This window comes from Mesorhizobium sp. WSM4809 (genome assembly GCF_055811655.1).
In genome coordinates this window covers 100948-125029 of sequence record NZ_JBVVQW010000012.1, presented here as the reverse complement: position 1 = coordinate 125029, position 24082 = coordinate 100948, and the positions used below count along the sequence as shown (strand labels likewise).

General features: G+C 62.1%; 20 protein-coding genes. 16 read left to right on the top strand and 4 right to left on the bottom strand.

The window, feature by feature from the left end; all coding sequences use genetic code 11:
• Positions 1-10: 10 nt before the first annotated feature.
• A complete protein-coding gene (locus AC0L24_RS24885) occupies positions 11-1174 on the bottom strand; it encodes a pilus assembly protein (RefSeq protein ID WP_164874005.1) in 1164 nt (387 codons plus the stop codon).
• Positions 1175-1561: 387 nt separating this feature from the next.
• Here AC0L24_RS24885 and AC0L24_RS24880 point away from each other — a divergent pair, with 387 nt between their 5' ends.
• Both AC0L24_RS24880 and AC0L24_RS24875 read left to right on the top strand, forming a co-directional pair.
• A complete protein-coding gene (locus AC0L24_RS24880) occupies positions 1562-2422 on the top strand; it encodes a TIGR01459 family HAD-type hydrolase (RefSeq protein ID WP_164873864.1) in 861 nt (286 codons plus the stop codon).
• Between the two features lie 6 nt (positions 2423-2428).
• Positions 2429-3409, top strand: a complete 981-nt coding sequence (locus AC0L24_RS24875) for a bifunctional riboflavin kinase/FAD synthetase (protein ID WP_127810770.1) — start codon at positions 2429-2431, stop codon at positions 3407-3409.
• A 15-nt stretch (positions 3410-3424) separates the two neighbouring features.
• Here the strand turns inward: AC0L24_RS24875 and AC0L24_RS24870 are convergent, their stop codons facing one another.
• Entirely contained in the window at positions 3425-3979 is a 555-nt protein-coding gene (locus tag AC0L24_RS24870) for an HdeD family acid-resistance protein (RefSeq protein WP_127331536.1), read from the bottom strand.
• A gap of 194 nt (positions 3980-4173) precedes the next feature.
• On the opposite strand from AC0L24_RS24870, the gene AC0L24_RS24865 reads away from it, so the two are divergent.
• The 3 genes from AC0L24_RS24865 (at position 4174) to AC0L24_RS24855 (ending at position 9061) form a co-directional block, all read left to right on the top strand.
• Complete coding sequence (locus tag AC0L24_RS24865) at positions 4174-4980, top strand: MipA/OmpV family protein (RefSeq protein WP_127810769.1); 807 nt, start codon at positions 4174-4176, stop codon at positions 4978-4980.
• 233 nt (positions 4981-5213) lie between these two features.
• Positions 5214-8174, top strand: a complete 2961-nt coding sequence (gene ileS / locus AC0L24_RS24860) for an isoleucine--tRNA ligase (protein ID WP_127810768.1) — start codon at positions 5214-5216, stop codon at positions 8172-8174.
• 206 nt (positions 8175-8380) lie between these two features.
• A complete protein-coding gene (locus AC0L24_RS24855) occupies positions 8381-9061 on the top strand; it encodes a hypothetical protein (RefSeq protein WP_127271160.1) in 681 nt (226 codons plus the stop codon).
• Positions 9062-9097: 36 nt separating this feature from the next.
• On the opposite strand, the gene AC0L24_RS24850 is transcribed toward AC0L24_RS24855, so the two are convergent.
• The gene (locus AC0L24_RS24850) at positions 9098-9547 is read right to left on the bottom strand and encodes a nucleoside deaminase (protein WP_127271509.1); all 450 of its coding nucleotides are present in this window, start codon (positions 9545-9547) and stop codon (positions 9098-9100) included.
• Between the two features lie 281 nt (positions 9548-9828).
• On the opposite strand from AC0L24_RS24850, the gene AC0L24_RS24845 reads away from it, so the two are divergent.
• The 9 genes from AC0L24_RS24845 to AC0L24_RS24805 all read left to right on the top strand — a co-directional run bounded on the left by AC0L24_RS24845 (position 9829) and on the right by AC0L24_RS24805 (position 20692).
• The gene (locus AC0L24_RS24845; protein ID WP_473564229.1) at positions 9829-11934 is read left to right on the top strand and encodes a pseudouridine synthase; all 2106 of its coding nucleotides are present in this window, start codon (positions 9829-9831) and stop codon (positions 11932-11934) included.
• Positions 11934-12488 carry a 16S rRNA (guanine(966)-N(2))-methyltransferase RsmD gene (rsmD, locus tag AC0L24_RS24840; RefSeq protein WP_127810766.1) on the top strand — a complete coding sequence of 185 codons (555 nt, stop codon included), beginning with the start codon at positions 11934-11936 and terminating at the stop codon, positions 12486-12488. The genes AC0L24_RS24845 and rsmD overlap by 1 nt, the downstream gene beginning before the upstream one ends.
• Positions 12489-12625: 137 nt before the next feature.
• The gene (locus tag AC0L24_RS24835; RefSeq protein ID WP_473564228.1) at positions 12626-14014 is read left to right on the top strand and encodes a M16 family metallopeptidase; all 1389 of its coding nucleotides are present in this window, start codon (positions 12626-12628) and stop codon (positions 14012-14014) included.
• A 190-nt stretch (positions 14015-14204) separates the two neighbouring features.
• Entirely contained in the window at positions 14205-15584 is a 1380-nt protein-coding gene (locus AC0L24_RS24830) for a M16 family metallopeptidase (RefSeq protein WP_473564240.1), read from the top strand.
• A 273-nt stretch (positions 15585-15857) separates the two neighbouring features.
• Positions 15858-16721 (top strand): patatin-like phospholipase family protein, encoded by an 864-nt coding sequence (locus AC0L24_RS24825; RefSeq protein ID WP_473564227.1) that lies wholly within the window; start codon positions 15858-15860, stop codon positions 16719-16721.
• A 456-nt stretch (positions 16722-17177) separates the two neighbouring features.
• Positions 17178-18392: a hypothetical protein gene (locus AC0L24_RS24820; RefSeq protein WP_473564226.1), complete on the top strand. Its 1215-nt coding sequence runs from the start codon at positions 17178-17180 to the stop codon at positions 18390-18392.
• The gene (locus AC0L24_RS24815) at positions 18389-18835 is read left to right on the top strand and encodes a three component ABC system middle component (protein ID WP_473564224.1); all 447 of its coding nucleotides are present in this window, start codon (positions 18389-18391) and stop codon (positions 18833-18835) included. Before AC0L24_RS24820 ends, AC0L24_RS24815 begins: the two co-directional genes overlap by 4 nt.
• Positions 18832-19770: a hypothetical protein gene (locus tag AC0L24_RS24810; RefSeq protein ID WP_473564223.1), complete on the top strand. Its 939-nt coding sequence runs from the start codon at positions 18832-18834 to the stop codon at positions 19768-19770. Before AC0L24_RS24815 ends, AC0L24_RS24810 begins: the two co-directional genes overlap by 4 nt.
• Positions 19745-20692, top strand: a complete 948-nt coding sequence (locus AC0L24_RS24805) for a DUF3732 domain-containing protein (RefSeq protein ID WP_473564222.1) — start codon at positions 19745-19747, stop codon at positions 20690-20692. Before AC0L24_RS24810 ends, AC0L24_RS24805 begins: the two co-directional genes overlap by 26 nt.
• A gap of 295 nt (positions 20693-20987) precedes the next feature.
• On the opposite strand, the gene efp is transcribed toward AC0L24_RS24805, so the two are convergent.
• Positions 20988-21557 (bottom strand): elongation factor P, encoded by a 570-nt coding sequence (gene efp, locus AC0L24_RS24800; protein ID WP_027038615.1) that lies wholly within the window; start codon positions 21555-21557, stop codon positions 20988-20990.
• Positions 21558-21674: 117 nt separating this feature from the next.
• Between efp and epmA the strand changes: the two genes are divergently transcribed.
• Positions 21675-22715, top strand: a complete 1041-nt coding sequence (gene epmA, locus AC0L24_RS24795) for an EF-P lysine aminoacylase EpmA (protein ID WP_473564221.1) — start codon at positions 21675-21677, stop codon at positions 22713-22715.
• A gap of 104 nt (positions 22716-22819) precedes the next feature.
• A complete protein-coding gene (locus AC0L24_RS24790; protein WP_292693426.1) occupies positions 22820-24070 on the top strand; it encodes an NAD(P)/FAD-dependent oxidoreductase in 1251 nt (416 codons plus the stop codon).
• The last annotated feature ends 12 nt before the right edge of the window (positions 24071-24082 follow it).

Genomic DNA, 24082 nt, shown 5'->3' with positions numbered 1-24082 from the left:
CGTGGCCTCTTCATTTCGCGAGAGTGATGCGGCGACTGGCATACATCTCGCGATTTCCAAGCATGGCCGTGCAATCCGTCCTGACGGACGAGTTTCCCGTCATCAGCACGGTCTTGCCGACAAGCCTCAGACAATCGCCCTGACTGCTCATATCTGAGTTGCCAGCGTAGGAAATGGGCGCGTCAGGCGCATAGACGAAACCGCTGATCGTGGAATTTGCCCCGCCATTGAGCGTCAAGGCGGACGTGTTCCCGTGATCCTCGAAAATGGTGATGCCGGCATAGGGGCCGCTGGTGGACGGGGAAAGGTCCACTTTCTCATTGGCATTTATGTAGAGCTGTGCGCCTTCCATGAGGAATATAGTCACGCCGTGGCCTGTCAGGCTACCGTTGCCGCCGGGCTTGATGGTGGTGCCGCGCAGGATGTAGACGCCCGGATCAAGTGTGATGTCCCCCGACAATGTCTTGTCGCAATACGTGCCGGGCGACAGCGTGTAGGTTTTGCCGTTCGGGACCGGCAGACACAATGTGAAGGGGGGAGGGACGACGTCGGCCAGAGGATCAAAAGACGCATATTGATGTTCGAGCGGCATTCCACAGGTGAGTGTGGCGTTGGGTGACGAAAGCCCGGAAGTGCCGCCGACAGTCGAGACGCAGCCCGCTGAAACCAGTGCGGAACCGCCCCTGTTCACGGCGTCGGGCGCATCCGAGTTTGCCGCGATCACGCAGTTGCTCATCGAGACGCTGGTCGAGCCCTGCAGGCTCACGGCGGCGGATGCCTGCGGATCGAGCGCCAGCACGCAGGCTTGCGCGCCAGGCTCAAGTTTGACCGAGGCCGAGCGATGAGCCTGCCAAGCGGGCGCGCCGCTGATGAAGCTTGCTCGGCTGATTTTGGACGAAACCGAGATGTAGTAGGCGCTCGGGTCGCCGCTCGCGGCTGCCGAAAAGGCGGAGACGCTGCCCGAATATTCTTGCTGGTCGGCAATGCTCATATTGGCCGCGAAAAATGTCAGCCCGAGCGCCTGGACATCACCTGCCGTCATGCCGGGCGAATACTTTGTGCCGACGGCGAGCCCCGCCGCGTCCAGTGAGTTCTGCAATTGCGCGGCATCCTCGCTGGTGCCCACCAGATCCATGACTCCGGCAACGCCAAGCATCATCGGCAGCATCGCCATGGCGGTTGCCAAGGCAAAGTTGCCGCGCCTGTCGCGCGCGAATCCGAGGATCATCGCTTTTAGCATCCCAGCCCAGAAACCAGTGGTCGGCATGACGATGCTCATAAAACGCTAATTTTCACGTTGCTGGATGCGTCAAAGACCGGCCAGTTTTTTGGAGGCTAGTTAACCATGCCGGCCCCACGGCACGATAGTGCGCCGCCATTGCAGCTACTGAAGCGAGGAAACCTTGGACTTACCCATCGCAGCCTTTCGCGCGAGACATCCACTGCCGCTCGCGCGCCTGGCGAAAACTGGTGACAGGCCGGGGCGGTTCGGCTAATCCGAACCGGCTGCGGCGAACCGTCGGTGGCAGCGATCGCAACGATCATGACTGAAGGAAACGGCATGGCGGATTCGCCTGAAATGATCGGCTCGCTCGAAGACGTGTCGAAAGCCTATTCGGCAATCCTGTGCGATGTCTGGGGCGTGGTCCACAATGGTGAAACGCATTTCCCGGTGGCGGCTTCCGCACTGGCAAGGGCTCGAGAGGCGAAAATCCCCGTCGTCCTGATCACCAATTCGCCGCGCAGAAGTGCCGATGTCGTGGCGCAGATGAACGCGATCGGTGTTCCACCGTCAGCCTACGACCGGGTGGTTACCTCAGGCGACGTGACGCGGGATCTGATCGCCGAAGGGCCGCGCAAGATTTTCCATATCGGCGCCGACCGGGACTTCACCCTCTATGAAGGTCTCGACGTCGAGCTTGTCGAGGAGTTCGAGGCGTCCGGCGTCGTCTGCACCGGCCTGTTCGACGACGAGGTCGAAAAACTCGAGGATTACACGGAGCTCCTGCGGCGGCTGCGCGCCAGGAACCTGCCTTTCATCTGCGCAAATCCCGACATCGTGGTCGAGCGTGGCGAACGCATCATCTGGTGTGCCGGCGCGCTGGCGCGTGACTATGCCCAGCTTGGCGGCCGCACATTGATCGCTGGAAAACCATACGCGCCGATCTACAATCTCGCGATGAAGGAGGTCGCCGAGATTCTTGGCCAGCCGGTCGAGCGCGGCCAGGTGCTGGCCATCGGCGACGGCATGATGACCGATGTGAAGGGCGCCGCCGACAATGGCTTCGATGTTCTTTATGTCTCCGGCGGCATCCATGCCCGCGACTATGGCGATGCCCTGCAACCGGATCCGGCAAGACTGGCGGCGTTCCTGGAAAAGCATGGCTATGGTCCGGTGGCCGTCATTCCCAGACTTCGGTAGGTGACGATGGCAGCCTTCCAACGCGTCCTGGCAACCGCGCCGCTTCCCGCCGACCTGCGCGGCGGCGTGGTGGCGATCGGCAATTTCGATGGCGTCCATCGCGGCCATCAGGCGGTGCTCGAGCGCGCCTCTGCCGAGGCCGGACGGCGCGGCGTACCGGCCCTGGTGCTGACGTTCGAACCGCATCCGCGCAAGATCTTCAGGCCTGATATCCCGTTGTTCGTGCTGACGCCGCCGCCGATGAAGGCGCGGCTCCTGTCGCTGCTGGGCTTTGCCGCGCTGGTCGAGCAGCCGTTCACGCACGACTTCGCCTCGCTGTCGGCGGAAGCGTTCGTGACGGACGTGCTTGAAACGAACCTTGGCATTACCCACGCCGTGACCGGGTTCGATTTCCACTTCGGCAAGGATCGTCAAGGCGGCCCGGCCTACCTGATGGCGGCGGGTGAGCGTCACGGCTTCGGCGTCACGCTCGTCGACGCCTTCCGGGACGAGGGCGCCGAGGTGGTGTCGTCCAGCCGCATCCGCGGATTGCTGGGCGAGGGCGAAGTGGCTGAAGCCGCCGGTCTGCTCGGCTACCGCTTCACCGTCGAAAGTGAGGTGGTGGGCGGACAGCAGCTTGGCCGCACCCTTGGCTTTCCAACCGCGAATATGAGGCTGTCGGCTGAAGCCGCACTCAAGGAGGGCATCTATGCCGTCCGCTTCCGCCGCTCCGACGGCACGCTTCACGACGGCGTCGCCAGCTTCGGCCGTCGCCCGACCGTCGACGACAATGGCGCGCCGCTGCTGGAAACCTTCGTCTTCGACTTCTCCGAAGACCTCTATGGCGAGGTCTGTCAGGTTTCCTTCTTCGGTTTCCTGCGCCCGGAGGTGAAGTTCGATGGGCTCGACGCGCTGGTCGCGCAGATGAAGCGCGATGAAGCCGAGGCACGCGCGCTGCTTGCCGGCGTCAAGCCGCTCTCCGATCTCGACGCGGCCATGGCTTTTTGAGTCCAGGCATGATCCCTACTTTTTCAGCGCCAGGCCGACGGCGATGAAGGTCCAGCCCTGGAAGATCAGATCGATCGCAAGGAACAGACCGAGCACCCACAGGCTGTTGACCGGCCAGCCCATGGCGATGATCAGACCTGCAAGCGCGCTGATGACACCGGCGGCGACGAGCCAGCCCCAGCCGCGTTCCGGCCGGTGGCTGTAGCCGACCCAGGCCCTGAGCACCCCTGACGCGACCAGCGCGATCGCCAGCAGGAACGTCAGCACCGCCGAGGCAAGCAACGGATTGCCGAAAGCGAAGAAGCCGGCGACGGCGTACAGCAGTCCGCTGAGCAGCCAGTAGAAGAAGCGATTCCAGGACTTGACGCCGAACGCGTGCACGATCTCGATGATACCCGCCATCAGCATCAGCCATCCCACGACGTAGACGGAAGCCACCGTGGCGACGAACAGATTGGCGAAGGCAATGCCGCCGAAGATGAGCAGCAGCACACCGAGTGCGACAAACCATCCCCATTTTGTCCGTGTCTGTTCGATCCCAATCTTCAAGGCATCGCCATGCAGGGTCATTGTCGCGGTCTCCATCGAGGGCTGCGGAATACTGCGGATGGAAGGTAATCCGGGCGCGAGCCAACGTCCAGCCGATGACCGGCAGCGGGATCGCGGCAAAGGGCGAGCATATGTCTCGGGTTTAAATCAAATTTTACCAAACGGCCGTCAAAGCTGTCATCGGCAATCATATGCGTTGTGTTAGTGGAGTGGCCATGAGTTCGGTCGGAAGAATCTCTCTTGTGTTGGCCGCTGCGGTGCTGGGTGGGACGGGCGCTGCCAATGCGGGCGAGGGCAGCTGGCTGTCCGGCGACTGGTATCTGACCGTAGGTGCCACCGGCATGGTGGCGCCGAATTTCGAGGGCGGCAAAAAGTACCTGCTCAGCGCCTCGCCGATCATTTCGCTGGGCAAGGCCGGACCTGCTGCCCGCTTTGTCTCGCGCAACGACAACATCTCGCTGGCGCTGGTCGATGATGGCGGTTTCCGCGCCGGCCTGACCGGCAAATTCCTGTTTTCCCGTGACGACGACAATGCCGACGAGCTGAAGGGCCTCGATCCGGTGCGCTGGGGCGGCGAAGTCGGCGGCTTCTTCGAATTCTATCCGACGGATTGGCTGCGCGCCCGCGCCGAACTGCGCCACGGCATTCGCGCTCACAACGGCTTTGTCGCCGACATCGCTGCCGACGCCTTCTACGATGTGACGCCAACCGTGCGGATTTCGGGCGGACCGCGTGTTTCCTTCGCGTCGGGTAACTATTTCGACGCCTATTATGGCGTCAATGCGCAGGAAGCGGTGGCCTCGGGCTTGAGCGAATATCATCCCGGTGGCGGGCTTAAATCGACAGGCCTCGGCGGCGCCATCACCTGGAAGGTGACCGAGCCGATGACCGCCAGCCTGTTTGGCGAATATTCGCGCCTGATGGGACCGGCGGCCGATTCCAGCCTGGTCAAGGAGCGTGGCGACCGCAACCAGTTCACGGTCGGCGTGTCGACCACCTATCGCTTCGATTTCACGATGTAAGTGAATCGAACGAGACGCTTTATTCCTGCCGTGGCTTCGGCTAAAAGCCCAGCCATGACCAGCTTTTCGCGCCTTTTCGCGATCGCGATACGAATTACAGGCCCGGTGTTCCGGGTGGCCTGAGCGCCGCCGGAGCCGCCGGGAGTTTCTGCGCGCCCCCTCGCGCTTTTTCCATAACATGATAGTTCACGCCCGAGCTTGTACGCCCGCCGGGCAATGCAAATGGCAGACCAATGACCGATACAACTGAAACGATCGATTATTCCAAGACGCTTTACCTGCCGCAGACGGATTTCCCGATGCGCGCCGGCTTGCCGGAGAAGGAGCCGCTGCTGGTCAAGCGCTGGCAGGACATGGATCTCTACCGAAAGCTGCGCGAGAGCGCTGCCGGCCGCACGAAATACGTGCTGCATGACGGGCCGCCCTACGCCAACGGCAACATCCATATCGGCCATGCGCTGAACAAGATCCTCAAGGATGTCATCACCCGCTCGTTCCAGATGCGCGGCTACGACTCGAACTATGTGCCCGGCTGGGACTGCCACGGCCTGCCGATCGAGTGGAAGATCGAGGAGCAGTACCGCGCCAAGGGCAAGAACAAGGACGAGGTGCCGGTCAACGAATTCCGCAAGGAATGCCGTGAGTTCGCCGCGGGTTGGATCGCTGTGCAGGGGGCCGAGTTCCAGCGCCTCGGCGTCATCGGCGATTTCGAGAATCCCTATACGACGATGGCCTTCCATGCCGAGTCGCGCATCGCCGGCGAGCTTTTGAAATTCGCCATGTCGGGCCAGCTCTATCGCGGCTCCAAGCCGGTAATGTGGAGCGTGGTCGAGCGTACGGCGCTGGCCGAGGCCGAGATCGAGTACCACGACTATGAGAGCGACACGATCTGGGCGAAGTTTCCGGTCGCCAGCTTGGCCCGCCCTGTCGATGGCGAGACCAAGCTGACGGAGGGCGCACTCGATCTGCTGCAGGCACATGTCGTCATCTGGACGACGACGCCATGGACGATCCCCGGCAACCGTGCCGTCAACTATTCGCCGCGCATCAACTATGGCCTCTATGAGGTCACGGCAGCCGAGAACGCATTCGGCCCGCAGCCGGGTGAAAAACTGATTTTTGCCGACGCGCTGGCTGAAGACTCCTCGGTCAAGGCCAAGGTCACCTTGAATCGTCTCCGCAGTGTTTCGGCGCAAGAGCTTGGAAGCCTTACGCTTTCGCATCCGCTCAAGGGCCTTTGCGGCGGCTACGACTTTGCCGTTCCGATGCTCGCCGGCGACCACGTCACCGACGATGCCGGCACCGGCTTCGTCCACACCGCGCCCGGCCACGGCCGCGAGGACTTTGACGCCTGGATGGATGCGGCGGTGGATCTGCGCGCACGCGGCATCGATCCCGCCATCCCGTTCACCGTCGACGACGGCGGTTTCTTCACCAGGGACGCGCCGGGTTTCGGCCCCGACCGGGAGGGTGGACCGGCGCGTGTCATCGACGACAACGGCAAGAAGGGCAACGCCAACCAGGCCGTCATCGACGAGCTGATCAAGCGCAACGCGCTGTTCGCGCGCGGCCGGCTGAAGCACAGCTACCCTCACTCCTGGCGGTCCAAGAAACCGATCATCTTTCGCAACACGCCGCAGTGGTTCGTCTACATGGACAAGGACCTCGGCGACGGCTCGACACTGCGCAGCCGGGCGCTCAAGGCCATCGACGACACCCGCTTCGTGCCCGCCGCCGGCCAGAACCGCATCCGCGCCATGATCGAGGAGCGCCCGGACTGGGTGCTGTCGCGCCAGCGCGCCTGGGGCGTGCCGATCGCCGTCTTCGCCGATGCCGACGGCAATGTGCTGAAGGACGAAGCGGTCAACCAGCGCATCATGGACGCCTTCGAGCAGGAGGGCGCCGACGCCTGGTTCGCGGCTGATGCCAAGGAGCGTTTCCTTGGCAATCACGACGCTTCGAAGTGGAAGCAGGTGATGGACATCCTCGACGTCTGGTTCGATTCGGGCTCGACGCACGCCTTCACGCTGGAAGATCGTCCTGACCTGAAATGGCCGGCCGACGTCTATCTCGAAGGCTCCGACCAGCATCGCGGCTGGTTCCATTCGTCGCTGCTGGAAAGCTGCGGCACCAGGGGCAGGGCGCCTTACGACACCGTCGTCACCCATGGTTTCACCATGGACGAGGATGGCCGCAAGATGTCGAAGTCGCTGGGCAACACCGTGGTGCCGCAGGACGTCATCAAGCAGTCGGGCGCCGATATACTGCGTCTGTGGGTGGTGACGACCGACTACTGGGAGGACCAGCGGCTCGGCAAGAACGTGCTGCAGACCAACATCGACGCCTACCGCAAGCTGCGCAACACCATCCGCTGGATGCTGGGTACGCTTGCCCATGACGATGGCGAAGAGGTGCCGCTGGAGAAAATGCCGGAGTTGGAGCGGCTGATGCTGCACCGGCTGGCCGAGCTCGATGAGGTCGTGCGCTCGGGCTACGACGCCTTCGAATTCAAGCGCATCACCCGCATGCTGCTCGATTTCATGGTGGTCGAGCTGTCGGCGTTCTATTTCGACATCCGCAAGGACGCGCTCTACTGCGACGCGCCGTCGAGCCTGAAGCGCAAGGCTTCGGTGCAGGTGGTGCGCCATCTCTTCGACTGCCTGGTGAAATGGCTGGCGCCGATGCTGCCTTTCACCATGGAGGAGGCCTGGCTTGACCGTCATCCCGACGCCGTCTCGGTGCATCTCGACCAGTTCCCGCAAATCCCGGCGGACTGGAAGAACGAGGCGCTGGCGGAAAAGTGGCGCCAGGTGCGGCAGGTGCGGCGCGTCGTCACCGGCGCGCTGGAGATCGCACGCGCCCAGAAGGTGATCGGATCGTCGCTGGAAGCGGTGCCGGTCGTCACAATCAACGACGCAGCGCTCGAAGCGGCGATTTCAGATGTCGACATGGCCGAGATGGCGATCACCAGCGATCTGGTCATCGCTCATGGCGAGGCACCGGCTGGCGCCTTCGCGATCGACGACGTCAAGGGTGTCGCCGTGGTGGTCGAGAAGGCCGAGGATCGTGGCCTGTTAAAATGTGCACGCTCCTGGCGCTACACCGCCGATGTCGGCCAGGATCCGGAATTCCCGGATGTTTCGGCCAGGGATGCGGCGGTGCTGCATGAATTGAAGGCGCTTGGCCGGCTTTAACGGTTAGTCGGCTGGATCGGTGCACAAATGCCACGCCGGGCGGGCGAAAACCGCCCGCGCGTTGCCCTTAACGAGTGGTTGAGGTAAACACGCGAAACTCCGGAAGACAAATTGTCGCCGGATTTCCGTCGCAAGTGCTTGGACGATGGGGACCGGCCACAAGGCTGGTGGCAATCGAGAGGCTGTCTAGAGTGGGACTTTTTCGCATGACCGAGAGATATAATGCGCGCTTGGCGCTGCTGGCGCCGCTTGTCGCGTCGGGCCTCGCTTTGTCCGGCTGCATGGGCTCTCCGACCTACGGCACCGACAAGACCGCCGGCGAACAGCTGGCCGGCGATATTTCGGGCGCCTTTTCGTTCGCGCCGAAGCGCAAGGAACAGATCGACTACAAGCCGCGTCCGACGCTCGTGAAGCCGGCGCCAGGCCAGAAGGAAGCGCTGCCGGCCCCGCAGGACAGCATCGAGACGGCGAGCGCCGAATGGCCCGAATCGCCCGAGCAGCGCCGCGCCCGCTTGCGCGCCGACGCCACCGCCCATCAGAACGACCCGGCCTATCAGTCGGAGATCATCGACGACGTGCAGACGGACCCGGCCTCGGTGAAGAGGGCGATGGCGGAGTCAGGGTCGAGCCACCCGCCGGCATGGACACCGGCCGATTCCGACAAGGGCCGTGCCGCCGAGATCCAGCGCCGCCTTGCCGACAGCAAGCAAGGCGATCCGAACACCCGAAAATATCTGAGCGAGCCTCCAGTGCAATATCGTGTCGCGGCCGGCACGGCGCCGCAAGATCAGCTTGGCGAGGACGAGTACAAGAAGGAACGCCGCCTCAAGAAAGAGGCGGAAGGCAAGAAGGGCAGCGGCTGGTTCGACTGGATGCCGTCTCTGTAAGAACACCACGTTGTGTCGCCGGGCGTTGCGCCCGGTTCAGCCGCGCCGTTCCCGGAAAAATTCCTTGAGCAATAGACCCGCTTCGGTCTCGCCCATGCCCGGATAGATGTCGGGCGCGTGGTGGCAGGTCGGCGAGGCGAAAAAACGTACGCCATTGACCACGGCACCGCCCTTGTCGTCGGCGGCGCCGAAATAAAGCCGGCGCAGCCGGGCGAAGGAAATGGCGCCGGCGCACATGGCGCAAGGTTCCAGCGTCACATAGAGATCATGGCCGGTCAGCCGCTCGGCCGACAGTTTGCGGCAAGCTTCGCGGATGACCAGCATCTCGGCATGCGCGGTCGGGTCGGCAAGTTCGCGTGTGCGGTTGCCGGCGCTGGCGACAACACCAGCGCCATTGGCGATGACGGCGCCGACCGGCACTTCGCCTCGCAAGGCGGCAGCCTCGGCCTCCTTCAGCGCCAGCGCCATGAAATCGGGCCGCTTCACGCGATTTCCACTCCGATTATCTCCTCGCCACCTGACGGAGCAAGTTCGTTTCGAATGAACCGCACTTGCTCCAGGCTTTTGATTTTCGTTTGTCTTTTTGGAAAAACCGGTCTCCACTTTTCCCTGACAAACTCCAGTGATCCTGTTATTGAGCGCAGGACCTCGAAAATCGGGACTCGGTTTTCGAAAATGATCATGCGCCACATCAAAAGTGCTACAGCGTTCGTTGCGCGCCCGAAAGGATGCGCCACGCTGTAGCAGCGCAAACGGATAAAGGCCACATGGACGACAGCGACAAGAAATTCCGACCCAGGAAGGGTCCGGCCAAGAGTGGGCCGAAAGCCGCGGGACCGCGCAGCCGTGATGGCGCTGCGGGCAAGGGCGGCAAGCCGTCCTTTGGCGCCAAGAAACCTTACGCACCGCGTGGCGATCGGCCGATGGCTGCCGATGGCGAGCGGCCGAAGCGCGATTTCAAGGGCGGCGACAAGCCTTTCAGCAAAGACCCGCGTCCCGAAGGCAAGCCTTTTGAGAAGCGCGAAGGGACGCGCAAGCCCTACGCACCGCGCGGCGACCGCCCGATGGCCGCCGAGGGTGAGCGCAAACCGTATGAGAAGCGCGAGGGACCACGCAAGCCCTACGCACCGCGCGGCGATCGCCCGGTGGCGGCCGAAGGCGAGCGCAAGCCCTATGAAAAGCGCGAGGGGCCGCGCAAGCCTTATGCGCCACGTGGCGACCGGCCAATGGCCGCCGAAGGCGAGCGCAAGCCCTATGAAAAGCGCGAAGGACCGCGCAAACCCTATGCACCGCGGGGCGACCGGCCGGCTGCGGCGGCAGCGGGCGGCGAAAAGCGTTTCGACCGTCCCAAGCGTGATTTCAGTGACCGCGCGCCGCGCGACGGCGGCGATCGCCCGAAGCGTGACTTCGCCGATCGCCCCAAGCGCGATTTCGGCGATCGCCCGAAGCGGGATTTCAACGATCGGCCGCAAGGCGCGGCAGGCGGCAGCTTCAAGCCACGCCAGCGTCCCGCCGAGGGCGCGGAAGAGGCAGGCGAGCGCATCGCCAAGCGGTTGGCCCGCGCCGGCCTGGCCTCGCGCCGCGATGCCGAGGAGCTGATCGCTGCCGGCCGGGTCAAGGTCAATGGCCGCGCCCTGACTTCACCGGCCTTCAACGTCATGCCTGATGACATCATCCATCTCGACGGCATGGAAATCCCGCCGATCGAGCGCACCCGGCTGTTCCTGTTCCACAAGCCGGCCGGCGTCGTCACCACCAACCGCGATCCCGAGGGCCGCAAGACCGTCTTCGACGTGCTGCCGGCTGAATTGCCGCGGCTGATGACCATCGGCCGGCTCGACATCAACACCGAAGGCCTGCTGCTGCTCACCAATGATGGCGGCCTGTCGCGCGTGCTCGAACTGCCGGCCACCGGCTGGCTGCGCCGCTACCGGGTGCGCGTCCACGGCAAGGTCGAGGAAAGCGCGCTTGCGGGCCTGCGCGAGGGCATTGCCGTTGACGGCGTGTTTTACGGTGCCATCGAAGCCACGCTCGACCGCGAGCAAGGCACCAATGCCTGGCTGACGATCGGCCTGCGCGAGGGCAAGAACCGCGAAGTCAGAAACATTCTCGGCTCGCTCGGCCTCGACGTGACGCGGCTGATCCGCATCTCCTACGGGCCGTTCCAACTCGATGACCTCGCCGAGGGCCATGTGCTCGAGATCAAGGGCAGGGTTCTGCGTGACCAACTCGGCGAGCGCCTGGTCGAGGAATCCGGCGCCAATTTCGACGCCGATGTCACCAAGCCGTTTTCCAACAAGCCGGTGCGGCGCACGGAAGTTCGCGAGCCGGAGCCGGAGCGGCCGAAATTCACCCGCGACGGTGAGCGCCGCCCGATCGGCGAGGGCGGTTTGATCAAGAACCGCAAACGCCGCGAAGGCAGCCGCGACGAGGCTCTGGGCAAGCTGTCGACAAGCCCCGACAGAAGCGCGGAGAAGAGTTTTGGCGAACGCGGCCCGCGTCCCGAACGCAGCTTTGGCGACAAGCCACGCGGCAGTTTTGGAGACAAACCGCGCGGCGGCTTCGGCGACAAGCCGCGTGGTGCTTTTGGCGGCAAGCCGGGCGGCGGCAAGAAATCCGAGCGCGAGCAGCGGCCGATCGAGCCGCCCGGCCAGCGCAAGGCCAATGTCTGGATGGCACCGGGCGCGCGGCCGATCGGCAAGGGCAGGGCCGATGCAGACGCAGCCAAGGCCGCTGAAGCAAAGGCGCGAAAGGCATCGTTCAAACCGACCTATGGCAAACCGGCCGGCGCAAAGCCGTTCGGCAAGCCGCGCGGCGACCGTCCGACCAGCACACGCGGTGAGCGGCCGCGCGGCGGCCCCAAGGGCAAGTAATGCGGATCGTCGGCGGTGAGTTTCGCGGGCGTCCGCTGGCCACGCCGCGCAGCGACGCCATCCGGCCGACGACCGATCGCACCCGCGAGGCGGTCTTCAACGTGCTGGCGCATCGCTTTGCCGAGCAGTTGGACGGCGCGCGCGTGCTCGACCTGTTCGCCGGCACCGGTGCGCTGGGGCTGGAAGCCCTGTCGCGCGGTGCCTCCTACGGCGTCTTCATCGAGGAATCGGCCGAAGGCCGTGGCCTGATCCGCGACAATGTCGAGGCCTTCGGCCTGACCGGCCGCACCAAGATCTTCCGCCGCGATGCCACCGGCCTTGGCGAAGCGGGCACGCTGGCGCCGTTCGGCCTCGTCTTTGCCGACCCGCCCTATGGCAAGGGCCTTGGCGAGCGCGCCTTGCAGTCGGCGAAAGCCGGCGGCTGGCTTCGCCCTGGTGCGCTGTGCGTGGTCGAAGAGGCGGCAGTGGCGCCCTTCGAGCCGGGCCCCGGCTTTTCCGTGCTGGACGAGCGCAACTATGGCGAGACCGTCATCCGCTTTATCGAGGCGGCCTGATACGCCTTCGCGATTGGCGGTTCCTCTCCCCCGCTTCACGGGGGCGAGGAACCGAGCTCCGCCTCTAAAATGACCAACAATTAACTTTGCTTGTCGCCAGTACCTTGCCTAGTCTGCAGACAGAACCGGAGCCGTTGATGACATCCAGGATTGAATGGCTGCGGGGAACGCTGTTGGCGACCTCTTTGGCTTTTGTCATGACCAGCCCGGTGCTGGCCGAGAGCCCCGTCTTGCCCAACACGGTTCCGGCCGAGTTCAAGGTTACGGATTTCCTACTCGACAACGGCATGGAGGTGGTTGTCATTCCCGACCATCGTGCGCCGATCGTCACCCACATGGTCTGGTACAAGATCGGCAGCGCCGACGAGCCGCCCGGCAAATCCGGCATCGCGCATTTCTTCGAACATCTGATGTTCAAGGCGACGACCAACCATGCGGCGGGCGAGTTCGACCGCGCCATCTCCGATATAGGCGGCTCCAACAACGCCTTCACTTCTTACGACTACACCGCCTTCCACGAGACGGTGGCGCCGTCGGCGCTCGAGCTGATGATGAGTTTCGAGGCTGATCGCATGCGCAATCTCATTCTCACCGACGATGTCATCAAGACCGAGCGCGATGTCATCCTCGAGGAGCGCCGCTCGCGCATCGACAACAGCCCCGAGGCCGTGCTGGACGAGGAGGTCGATGCGACGCTGTGGCAGAACCAGCCCTATCGCATCCCGGTCATCGGCTGGATGCAGGAGATGCAGCAGCTGAACCGCGCCGACGCTGTCGCCTTCTATGACAAATATTACCGGCCCAACAACGCGGTGCTGATCGTTGCCGGCGATGTCGAACCGGACACGGTGCGGGCGCTGGCCGAAAAGACCTATGGCAAGGTGGCGCGCGGCCCCGAACTGCCGCCGCGCATACGCCCGGTCGAGCCGGAGCAGAACACCAAGCGCACGGTGACGCTCGCCGATGCCCGCGTCAGCGTGCCGAGCTTTTCCACCCAATGGGTGGTGCCGTCCTATCACACCGGCAAGCCGGGCGAGGCGGAAGCGCTCGACCTCTTGGCGGAGATCCTTGGCGGCGGCAATCGCAGCCGGCTCTACCAGGCGCTCGTCGTCCAGCAAGGTATCGCATCCAGCGCCGGCGCCTTTTTCCAGGGCACCATGCTCGACGACACCAACTTCACCGTCTATGGCGCGCCGCGCGGGGATGCCAAAATCTCCGACGTCGAAGCGGCGGTCGATGCCGAAGTGGTGCGCATCGTCAAGGATGGCGTCACGCCATCGGAGCTGGAGAAGGCCAAGGACCGCTATATCAGATCGATGACCTTTGCCCGCGACAAGCAGGATTCCATGGCTAACATCTACGGCTCGACGCTGGCCACCGGCGGCAATGTGCAGGACGTCCAGCAGTGGACGGACCGCATCCGCAAGGTCACGACAGACGAGGTCAAGGCCGCCGCCGCGCGCTATCTCGTGCTCGCCCGGTCGACCACCGGTTATTTGCTGCCGCAGCAACAGGCGGGGAATTGATTTGATGAAGAGATCGAGCGTTGGCGCTGCCCCTCACCTGCCTGCCGGCATCCTCTCCCCGTACAGTGACGGGGAGAGGGGCGCCGTCATCGCCGGTTTCGCCAGTCACCATGGTTGCAAGACGGAAGCCGAGGTTGCGGCCAGCCTCCTTCTCCCCGTCACTATACGGGGAGAAGTGCCCGGCAGGGCGATGAGGGGCGGCGCCGACTTCGACAATTGTTCGTTTGGAACGACCACCCCGAGCCGCGCCATCGCCCCGCTGATCACTTTACTTCTCTCCATCCTCTTCCTCATCCTGCCGGCACTCACCGCGCGGGCCATGGACATCCAGTCCGTCACCTCGCCAAAGGGCATCACCGCCTGGCTGGTCGAGGACTATTCCGTGCCGGTTGTCGCCATCCGCTTCGTCTTCGGCGGCGGCTCGACGCAGGATCCTGTCGGCAAGGAAGGGCTGGCCAATCTGATGACCGGCCTGTTCGACGAAGGCGCCGGCCCGCTCGACAGCGAAGACTTCCAGATCAAGCTCGACGATGCCGGCGCCGAGATGAGCTTCGACGAGAGCCGCGACGGCATCTACGGCTCGATGCGCATGCTGGCCGAGCAGCGCGACCAGGCCTTCGACCTGTTGCGGCTGGCGGTCAACGAGCCGCGCTTCGACCAGCTGCCGATCGACCGCATCCGCGCCCAAATCCTGTCCGGCATCATCGCCGGCGAAAACGATCCCGACACGGTGGCGCAGAACAAATGGGCGCGAGCGCTTTATGGCGATCATCCCTATTCCCGCTCCGACCAGGGCACCAAGGAAAGCATCGCCACCATCACGCGCGATGATCTCAATGCCTTGCACAAAGCGGTGTTCGCGCGCGGCGGGCTGCGTGTCGCCGTTGTCGGCGCCATCGACGCGGAGACGCTGAAGAAGAAGCTCGACATGGTGTTTGGCGACCTACCGCAAAACCAGGCGCTTAGGCCGGTGGCCGATATCGACCCGAAGCTGGCGCAGCATATCGAGGTCGACTACGACCTGCCGCAGACCTCCCTGCAGCTCGCTTTTCCCGGCGTGAAACGCAAGGCGGCGGATTTCTTCCCCGCCGCGCTGATGAACGAGATCCTCGGCGGCGGCACCTTCACCTCGCGCCTGTTCCAGGAGGTGCGCGAGAAGCGCGGGCTGGCCTACAGCGTCAACTCCTCGCTCATCAACCAGGACCACGCCAGCGCGCTGATCGTCAGCACCGGCACCCGCTCCGACCGCGCGGTCGAGACGCTGGGCATCGTCCGCGACGTGGTCAAGCGACTGGCCGAAGAAGGCCCGACCGAAGCCGAGCTGGCGGCGACCAAGAAATACATGATCGGCGCCTACGCCATCAACAATCTGGACTCCTCCAGCGCCATCGCTTCGACGCTGGTCGAACTGCAGCTCGACGATCTCGGCATCGACTACATGCAGCGCCGCGCCGGCTACATCAACGCGGTGACGCTCGATCAGGTCAAGGCGGCGGCGAAAAAGCTGCTGACCGCCGAGCCGACCATCATGGTCATCGGGCCGAAACTGGCCGGAGCCGGCAAGGGATGAGCCCCGGCACGCATTTCTCTTTTCCGGACGCCGGCGCCGCCCCTCATCGCCCTGCCGGGCACTTCTCCCCGTATAGTAACGGGGAGAAGGGGGTTGGCCGCAACCTCGGCCCCCACCTTGCAACCTTGGTGATTGGCGAAATCGGCGATGGCAGCACCCTTCTCCCCGTCACTATACGGGGAGAGGATGCCGGCAGGCAGGTGAGGGGCGGCGCCAACTTCAACAATTGGCGGTCTCCGTCGCCGGCCAGAAACGAGGCAGGAGTCACGCAAAATGGCGCCTAGCTTCGGCATCGCCTTCGGCGGCGGCGGCGCGCGCGGGCTGGCGCATATCCATGTCATCGAGGCGCTGGACGAGCTGGGCATCAGGCCGGTGGCGATCGCCGGCTCGTCGATCGGCGCCATCATGGGCGCCGGCATGGCATCGGGCATGGCCGGCAAGGACATTCACGACTACGCCCGCTCGATCCTTGGCCGCCGCGCCGAGGTGGCGAGCCGCATGTGGCGGGCGCGGCCGGGCACCATCGCCGAAGCCATGCAGAACGGCATCCGCGTCAGCCAGTTCAACGTCGAGCGCATCCTGAAGGCCTTTCTTCCCGAGGCCATTCCCGAAACCTTTGCCGAGCTGAAAATCCCGCTGAAGGTGACAGCGACCGATTATTTCGGCCACAAGCTTGCGGTCTTCGAAGACGGCGACCTGCACTCGGCGCTGGCGGCCTCGGCGGCCATCCCCGCCGTGTTCCGGCCGGTGATGCGCGACGGCAGGCTGCTGATCGACGGCGGCATCTACAACCCTGTGCCGTTCGACTTGATCGAGAACGATGCCGACATCATCATCGGCGTCGACGTGGTCGGCGCGCCGGAAGAGGCCGATCGCAAACAGCCGACCTCCGTCGACCTGATGTTCGGCGCCACGCAATTGATGATGCAGTCGATCATCGCCAACAAGCTGAAGCAATGCCGCCCCGACATCCTGGTCCGCCCGGCGGTTTCGAGATACCGCGTCCTCGATTTCCTGAAGATCGATGCGCTGATGAACGAGACGGTGGATATCAAGGACGAGCTGAAGCGGCAGGTGGAGAGGGTGGTGGAGGCGAGGGGTGGGAGAGGCAAACGCGGGAACCATGTTGGCGCGTGAGGGTGATGGCGTGCCGCTGAGGCCTGACGCCTACTCTGCTTGCCGAACTGTCTTAAGCGAGCAAAAGGCGGCCTATGGAACGGTCGCATTTGACCCGATGCGGATATAGTCGAGTTCACGGCCGAATGGCGGCTATGCGCCTCTTATCGGTCATTTCGGACGGTCGGAACCTTCCACTGAAAGCGGACATGCTCGCCACCTCCGCGCAGGCTGAGTTGGACAGAAAGTTCCAGAGTCCTGTCGGCTCCGGACGGGACGAAATTTATTCAACGGAGCGAGAATCTCCAGATATTCCTTCTCAATACCCGAGAAGGCGAAGTCGGTGACTGAATCGATTAAATTGATATGGATCTTAGCTCCAAATCCCACTGTTAGTAAATTGAAATAGCGATTAGCAGCTGCTAGGTGTCGGAGTAACAACTTGGGGCGTGTTTTCTCGAATTCTGTTGGCAGGTCATGAGCGGAAGGTCGCGTGTCGATACGACTAGTGCAGAAGATAAATCAATCGGTTTCGACTACCAGTATTATTACTTTTTGAATGAGCTGCTAAATCTGAAAATCGGCCAAGTTGTTGGCTTGGAAGTTTTAGATGATGTTCATATAGAGCGTCCAGACGGCACTAATCTACTTGTCCAACTGAAGCACACAGTTCAGACGAGTGCACAGGGCGCTCCTATCAATCTTACGACGATGGACAGTGATCTTTGGAAATCCATTTCGAACTGGTGCAAATTGATCATCGACCCGGCGGATGGACGGGCGTTCGTGGATTCTCAGCTTGCCTTTCTTAAAAAGACCAGCTTCCTGCTTGCATCCAACAAGTCAGAAAACGACAAAAATGCCCTTCTGATATCCATTGAAGCCTTCAAAGCTACCACCAAAAGTCATGCTGAGCTTGTCGCTGATATCACGTCGCTCAAGGCGAAAAGCAAAGACCAGGTGATTCAAGGCTACATCGATGACGTGCTCTCACTCGACGCCGCCGTGTCAGAGAGGTTTTTTGAACACCTGTCGTTCGCTTTGGGGAAGGACGAAGTCATCAACCTATGCAGAGTGTCCATCGCCGAGAAGCAGATACACCAATCCCGTATTGACGACGTTTTTCACGCCATCGACTCAGAGTTACGGCAAAATTCCTACGCCACCGTCAAGGCAGGGCAGAAAATCACGATCAGCTTTGACGAATTCACCCAGAAATACCGACGGTATTTCGATAAAGCTCGGAGCGGCAGTCTGCTTTTCAGGAAATTTCCGCGTATTTTGCCGGACAATCTCCTCGACCAGACGTTCATCAAGCAATTGGTGGATATCAATGACGTCCCGGAGGATAACATCGAGTTTCATACGAAGTTCACCACCAGGCGGCTGCACTTTCGCGACAACATGGAACGACTGATCCAGGACGGGGATATCACCCAATCTGATATTGACGATTTGGAGGAAGAGGCTTCCGTCATGTGGGAAGGCAAGTTCCTCCAGGCCTACTCAGGCCAACAGTCAACTGGTGACGAGGGCGCATCTGCCCGTGCGATTGTCGGAGATCTGCGGCAAAGAAAGTTGACGCTTGCTTCGCAGGAGCTTCCGATACCCATGAGCCATGGCGGGTTCTACGATCTCTCTGATCGGCCGGTGATTGGCTGGTTGAGCGACTGGAAAGACCGCTACAAGTGAAGTTCAGTTCATATTACAACAATCTTGGGATCAATGCGTTCGCGATCTCCTCTGTGCTGAAAGAAGCGGAATTTCTAAAGATTTCCCAAATTGCGTTGATTTTGCCAGTTGTTGCGCATCGTAAGATGGTTAAAAAGCTCGCAGATGGTAGATTCCGATTTGTCAGTTTTGAGCAGTATCTGATCGATAACATCGAATTCTTCTACAATTTCAATGAGCGATACTTTGCGTCGCTTACTCCGACCGTCAATGCCCTCCAATTTTTGTATGAGATGGGCGTGCTTCAATTGAAAGGCGACGGCGCGGTTATTGCGTCTGACTTCCCCTTCGACGCATCGATGGGCAAACGCGCCGAGCGCGTTAAGCGCGCGTCACCAAACATAGCTGCCCTGGTTTCCAGCGATGCTGAAGTTTTCTACCTCAATGCGAGGATCGAGCTATGAAATTCTACATCGAAAGCCTGAACCTGTGGCTCAAAACCGAAAAAAGAAGGTCCGTTACCTTCTTGCCGAACAAGGTGAATGTGATTACCGGAGACAGCCACACTGGTAAAACCGCCATCCTAGACATCGCCGACTATTGCATGTTCGCAAGCAAGCATCGGATTTCTGAGAGCATTATCAACGAAAATGTCGCCTGGTACGGACTGCGCATTCATGTGAACGATAAAATCTATACGCTGGCAAGACGGGCACCGGCAGGAACGACCACATCGTCTGATTACTACTTCTCCTCAATAGGGGAAGTGCCGGACTCCGCGCCGATCCCGAATATCAGCGAAAGCGTTTTGAAAAAGCAATTGAGCGCTGATTTCGGCATCGACCAAGACGTCAAAATTCCCTTTGGCGGGAGAACGCTGCAAACCGGTTCTAGGGTGTCGCTGCGATACTTCCTGCTCTTCAACACGATCTCTCAAGATATAATCACGCATAGCGATCAGTTTTTCGACAAGCAGAACGAGCCTCGCTACCAAGAGGCGTTACCGCGCATATTCGACATTGCTGTGGGGATCGACACGGTCGAGAACATACTGAAGCGAGAGAAGCGGGCTGAGTTGGAGCGAAGCCTCGCCCGCCTTGAAAAACTGGCCGCGAAAACGCAGGAAAAGCGCGATCAGTTTAACGCCCAATTGGCTGAAACCGTCGCGCGGGCGAAGGGGTACGGACTCTTTGCCGACGATGCAGACGCAGATGCTTCAGTCGCCGCGTTGAAGCGAATGGTGACAGAGCGGGAGAGTGGCCCCGATCTGTATGTGTCCGCGCAGTATGAGGAAATTTCTTCACAGATATACCGAGTTTCTCGAAAGATCAGGGGGCTTCGCAAATTCGCTTCGGAGTACGGAAATCATAAGGATGACCCTCAGGGAGACAGCGGATAGCCTCCAGCCCGTTGAATATCTGATGAGGAACTACGAGGAGACGGTTCGGACATCCGTATTCGACGACATCCTCAGGAACCTTTCCGAGGGTCTACAGCAGATTAAAGACGCTACTGCTCGAAAGACGCCGTTGGACAGTAACATCTCCGAAATTATCAAGGCATTGGAAACTCAGCGCCAGAAGCTCGAAAAAGATCTTCAAGCCCTTCCCGCCGAGATGGAGAGCTTCGAGACCGACAAAGATAAGTATATCTTCATCGGCGAAACAAAGGCCAAGCTTGAGCTGTACGGCGATCCAGAGTCAGAAAAGGCTCCAGACAACAGTAAGTTGATCGCAAACCTGGAAGCTGAAATCGAAGACCTCGCTGTGTCACCTGTCAACGACCGGCAAGAGCTGTTCACCAGGGCCCTTGATGAGGCAATCCAAGATTATATTTCTCTAACAAAGGCAGCGCTCGGGAACTATGGCGAATATGGTTCCGCCTTCAATTACTCGGAAAAGAAGCTTCACCTGCGCAAGCCAAGAACAGCATCGACCGAGAACGTCGGCAGCAGTTCCAACCACATGTTCCTCCACCTGTTTCTGTTCCTTGGTCTGCATGAACTGATTATGCGGAACGACGGCATTCACGTGGCACCGTTTCTGATTATTGATCAGTTCTCTAGGCCCTACTGGGGCGAGGATGATCAGGAGGACGGGGAGGGCGAGAAGGACGTCGACCAGAGCGATGTCGCAAAGGTCAAGTTGGCACTGGAGCTTTTGGACCAGTTCATCACTACGGCAAATGCAATGGGAAAAGAGTTCCAGATGATCGTCTTCGAGCACATAAATCCGCGATATTGGGACGGGCTCAAGAACGTGCACCTAGTTGAAATTTTTCGAGATGGAAACGCCCTGATCCCCGTTTCCAGGCTGGATTAGGGCGTATCGGGCGCGAACGTCTGCCAATGTCCGCAATTGATCTGAAACCGCCATATCAGCAACCTATTCTAGTGGCCGTTTTTGGTGAGACCAGCGCTGCCGTTTCAACAGTAACGAGGTCGGGGGCGGTACGGCAGCTATCCCATGATCGCTCGCCAGAACCAGCCTGTCAGCTCCCGGCCCAACGGCGGCTATTCGATGCCTTGTCCCTGAGGGGTAGCTCATGCGCGAAGCGGTCGCTCAGGAATAACCGCCTTCGCTCGCTCACCCCTGAAGCTAAAAGCCGCCCCCCCCCTCAGTCCTTCGCCCGCTCCACATAAGCCCCATCTGCCGTCATCACCACCACGCGGGTGCCCGGCGCGATGTGCGGCGGCACCAGGGTGCGTACGCCGTTGGACAGCACGGCCGGCTTGTAGGAGGATGACGCCGTCTGGCCCTTGGTGGTCGGCTCGGTTTCCACCACTTCGAAGGTGGCGCGCTGCGGCAGCACCAGGGAGATGGCGATGCCGTTGAACTGCGACACCTGCACGGCCATGCCTTCCAGCAGGTAAGGCGCCATGTCGCCGACCACGGCTTCCGACACCGCGACCTGGTCGTAGCTTTCCGGGTTCATGAAATGAAAGCCTTCGCCGTCGCGATAGAGGAAGGTGTGTTCGCGCTCTTCCACATAGGCGCGCTCCACCTGTTCGGTGGTGCGGTAGCGCTCCGAAACCTTCACCCCGTCGCCGATGCGGCGCATGTCGAGCTGCGTTACAGGCGTGCCCTTGCCTGGGTGGATGTTTTCGGCAAAGAGGATCACATAAAGCTTGCCGTCCTTGTCGACGACATTGCCTTTGCGGAGCGAACTGGCGATGACTTTCACCACGGTTTTAAATCCTGCAAGAAGAGTTGACTGGCGTTTGCCGGCTTGTGCGGCGCTGGATGGGGGCCTACCGCATCTTGGCCGCCGCCGCCAGCCCCATTCCACCATGATCCGAGCCGCATGACCGAAGCTTCGCCCTGGTGGACGCCTGACGTTCACGCCGACCGCCGCCCGCGGCTGATGCTGCGCAACGGCATCGCCGCCAGCCTGCGCGACTGGTTCGCTGCCCATGATTTCGTCGAGGTGGAAACGGCAGCCCTGCAGGTCTCACCCGGCAACGAGGCGCATCTGGCGGCTTTCGCCACCGAAGCGGTCGGGCCGGACGGTGCAAGGGCGCCGCTCTATCTCCACACCTCGCCGGAATTCGCCTGCAAGAAGCTGCTCGCCGCCGGTGAGGTCAGGATATTCAGCTTCGGCCCGGTCTATCGCAACCGCGAGCGCGGCCCCTTGCATCATCCCGAATTCACCATGCTCGAATGGTACAGGGTGGGCCAGGCCTATGAGAGCCTGATGCTGGATTGCGCGGCCTTTCTGGCGCTGGCCGCGACAAGGGCAGGGGCTACTCTTTTCTCTTTCCGGGGCCGCGACTGCGATCCGTTCGCCGAGCCGGAACGGCTGACGGTGGCAGATGCCTTCTCTCGCCATGCCGGCATCGATCTGCTGGCCACGGTCGCCGCCGACGGCAGCACCGATCGCGACGCGCTATACGCCGCCTTGATCCGGGCCGGCATGCGTACCGCGCCCGACGACAGCTGGGCCGACCTGTTCAGCCGGGTGATGGTGGAAAAAATCGAGCCATTCCTCGGGCAGGGACGAACGACCATCCTGTGCGAATATCCGGTGGCCGAGGCGGCACTGGCACGGCCGAGCCCACGCGACCCGCGCGTGGCGGAGCGTTTCGAGCTCTATTGCTGCGGCGTCGAGCTCGCCAACGGCTTTGGCGAACTGACCGACGCCAAGGAGCAGCGCCGGCGCTTCATCATCGAGATGGATGAGAAACAGCGCATCTATGGCGAGCGCTATCCGCTCGACGAGGATTTCCTCGCCGCGCTTGCCATCATGCCGCCGGCCAGCGGCATCGCGCTCGGCTTCGACCGGCTGGCGATGCTGGCCACCGGCGCGCAAAAAATCGAGGACGTGATCTGGACGCCCGTTGCCTGAGGCGCGGAAAGATCTGGCCTATTCGATTCCAGGGATCAAGACTGGACCGCGACCCCGAACCAAGAGACCACATGATCGGTACTGGTCAATCGGGAAGATCTACAGTGGCTGCTTCTGAAACGGTCGAAATCGCCATTGTCGGCGCCGGAGTTGTCGGGCTGGCGACGGCACTTCGCCTTGTCGCGGACGGCCGTGAAGTCCTGCTCATCGATCCGAACGAGCCGGGCTCCGGCGCGTCATCAGGCAATGCCGGAACGATCGCCGAATATGCCTGCATGCCGGTCGGCACTCCTGCGGTGCTGCGGGCGTTGCCAAAGCTGCTGCTTGATCCCGACAGCCCGTTTTCGCTGCGCTGGCCGGCGCTGCTGCAGCTGGCGCCATGGCTCGTTCGGTTCATGCGGCAATCGCTGCCGGCGGCCACCCGGGCCAATGCGCTGGCGCTCGCCGGACTGCTGGCCGACGCCCTCCCGGCCTGGGAAGACATGGTCGGGGAGGCCGGGCTGGAGGACCAGCTGCGCCGCAATGGCTGTCTTTACCTCTATCGCCGCGAGAGCGATTTTGCCGCTGGCGCCGGCGGCCGGGCAATGCGCGCTGGGTTTGGCATCCACCAAGAGGTGCTGACTCCCGAAGAGGTGGCGGCGCTTGAGCCGGGCCTGCCGGCGACAGCAGCGCATGGCGTGTATTTTCCCGACTCGATCAATGTCACCGATCCGGCAATGGTGATGCGGCGGTTGCTGGGCGCGGTGAGTGCCCGTGGTGCATCGGTGAAGCAGGCTGGGATCACCGGGCTGCAGGTCGAGGCTGACGGTGTCCAGCTCAGCGGACCCGGCGTTCGCATCAAGGCTGGCACGGTGGTGATCGCCGCCGGTGCACGGTCGCGCGCACTGGCCGCGCAGGCCGGCGACAGGATTCCGCTCGAGACCGAGCGCGGCTATCATCTGGAATTCCAGACCGACGCGCCGCTGCTCAACCGACCTGTCTGTCCCGTCGATCTTGGTTTCTACCTGACGCCGATGGCTGGCCGCTTGCGGGTCGCCGGCACCGTCGAACTCGGCGGCCTGGTCGCGCCGCCAAATCCGCGCCGGCTGGCGCTGCTTGACCGTGGCGCCAGGCAAATTTTTCCCAGGCTCGGCTCGCCTGCCTCGCAATGGCTCGGCTTCCGGCCGTCCCTGCCGGATTCCAGGCCGGTCATCGGCGCTTCGCGCGGCAGCTCCCGCGTAATTCATGCTTTCGGGCACGGCCATCTCGGCCTGACGCTGGCTCCGATCACCGCGCGGCTGGTCGCCGACTTGATCGGCGGACGCGGCGATCCGGCTCGGCTCGCACCTTTCGCGGCGGGCCGTTTCGGCCGTTGATCGACCGATGCC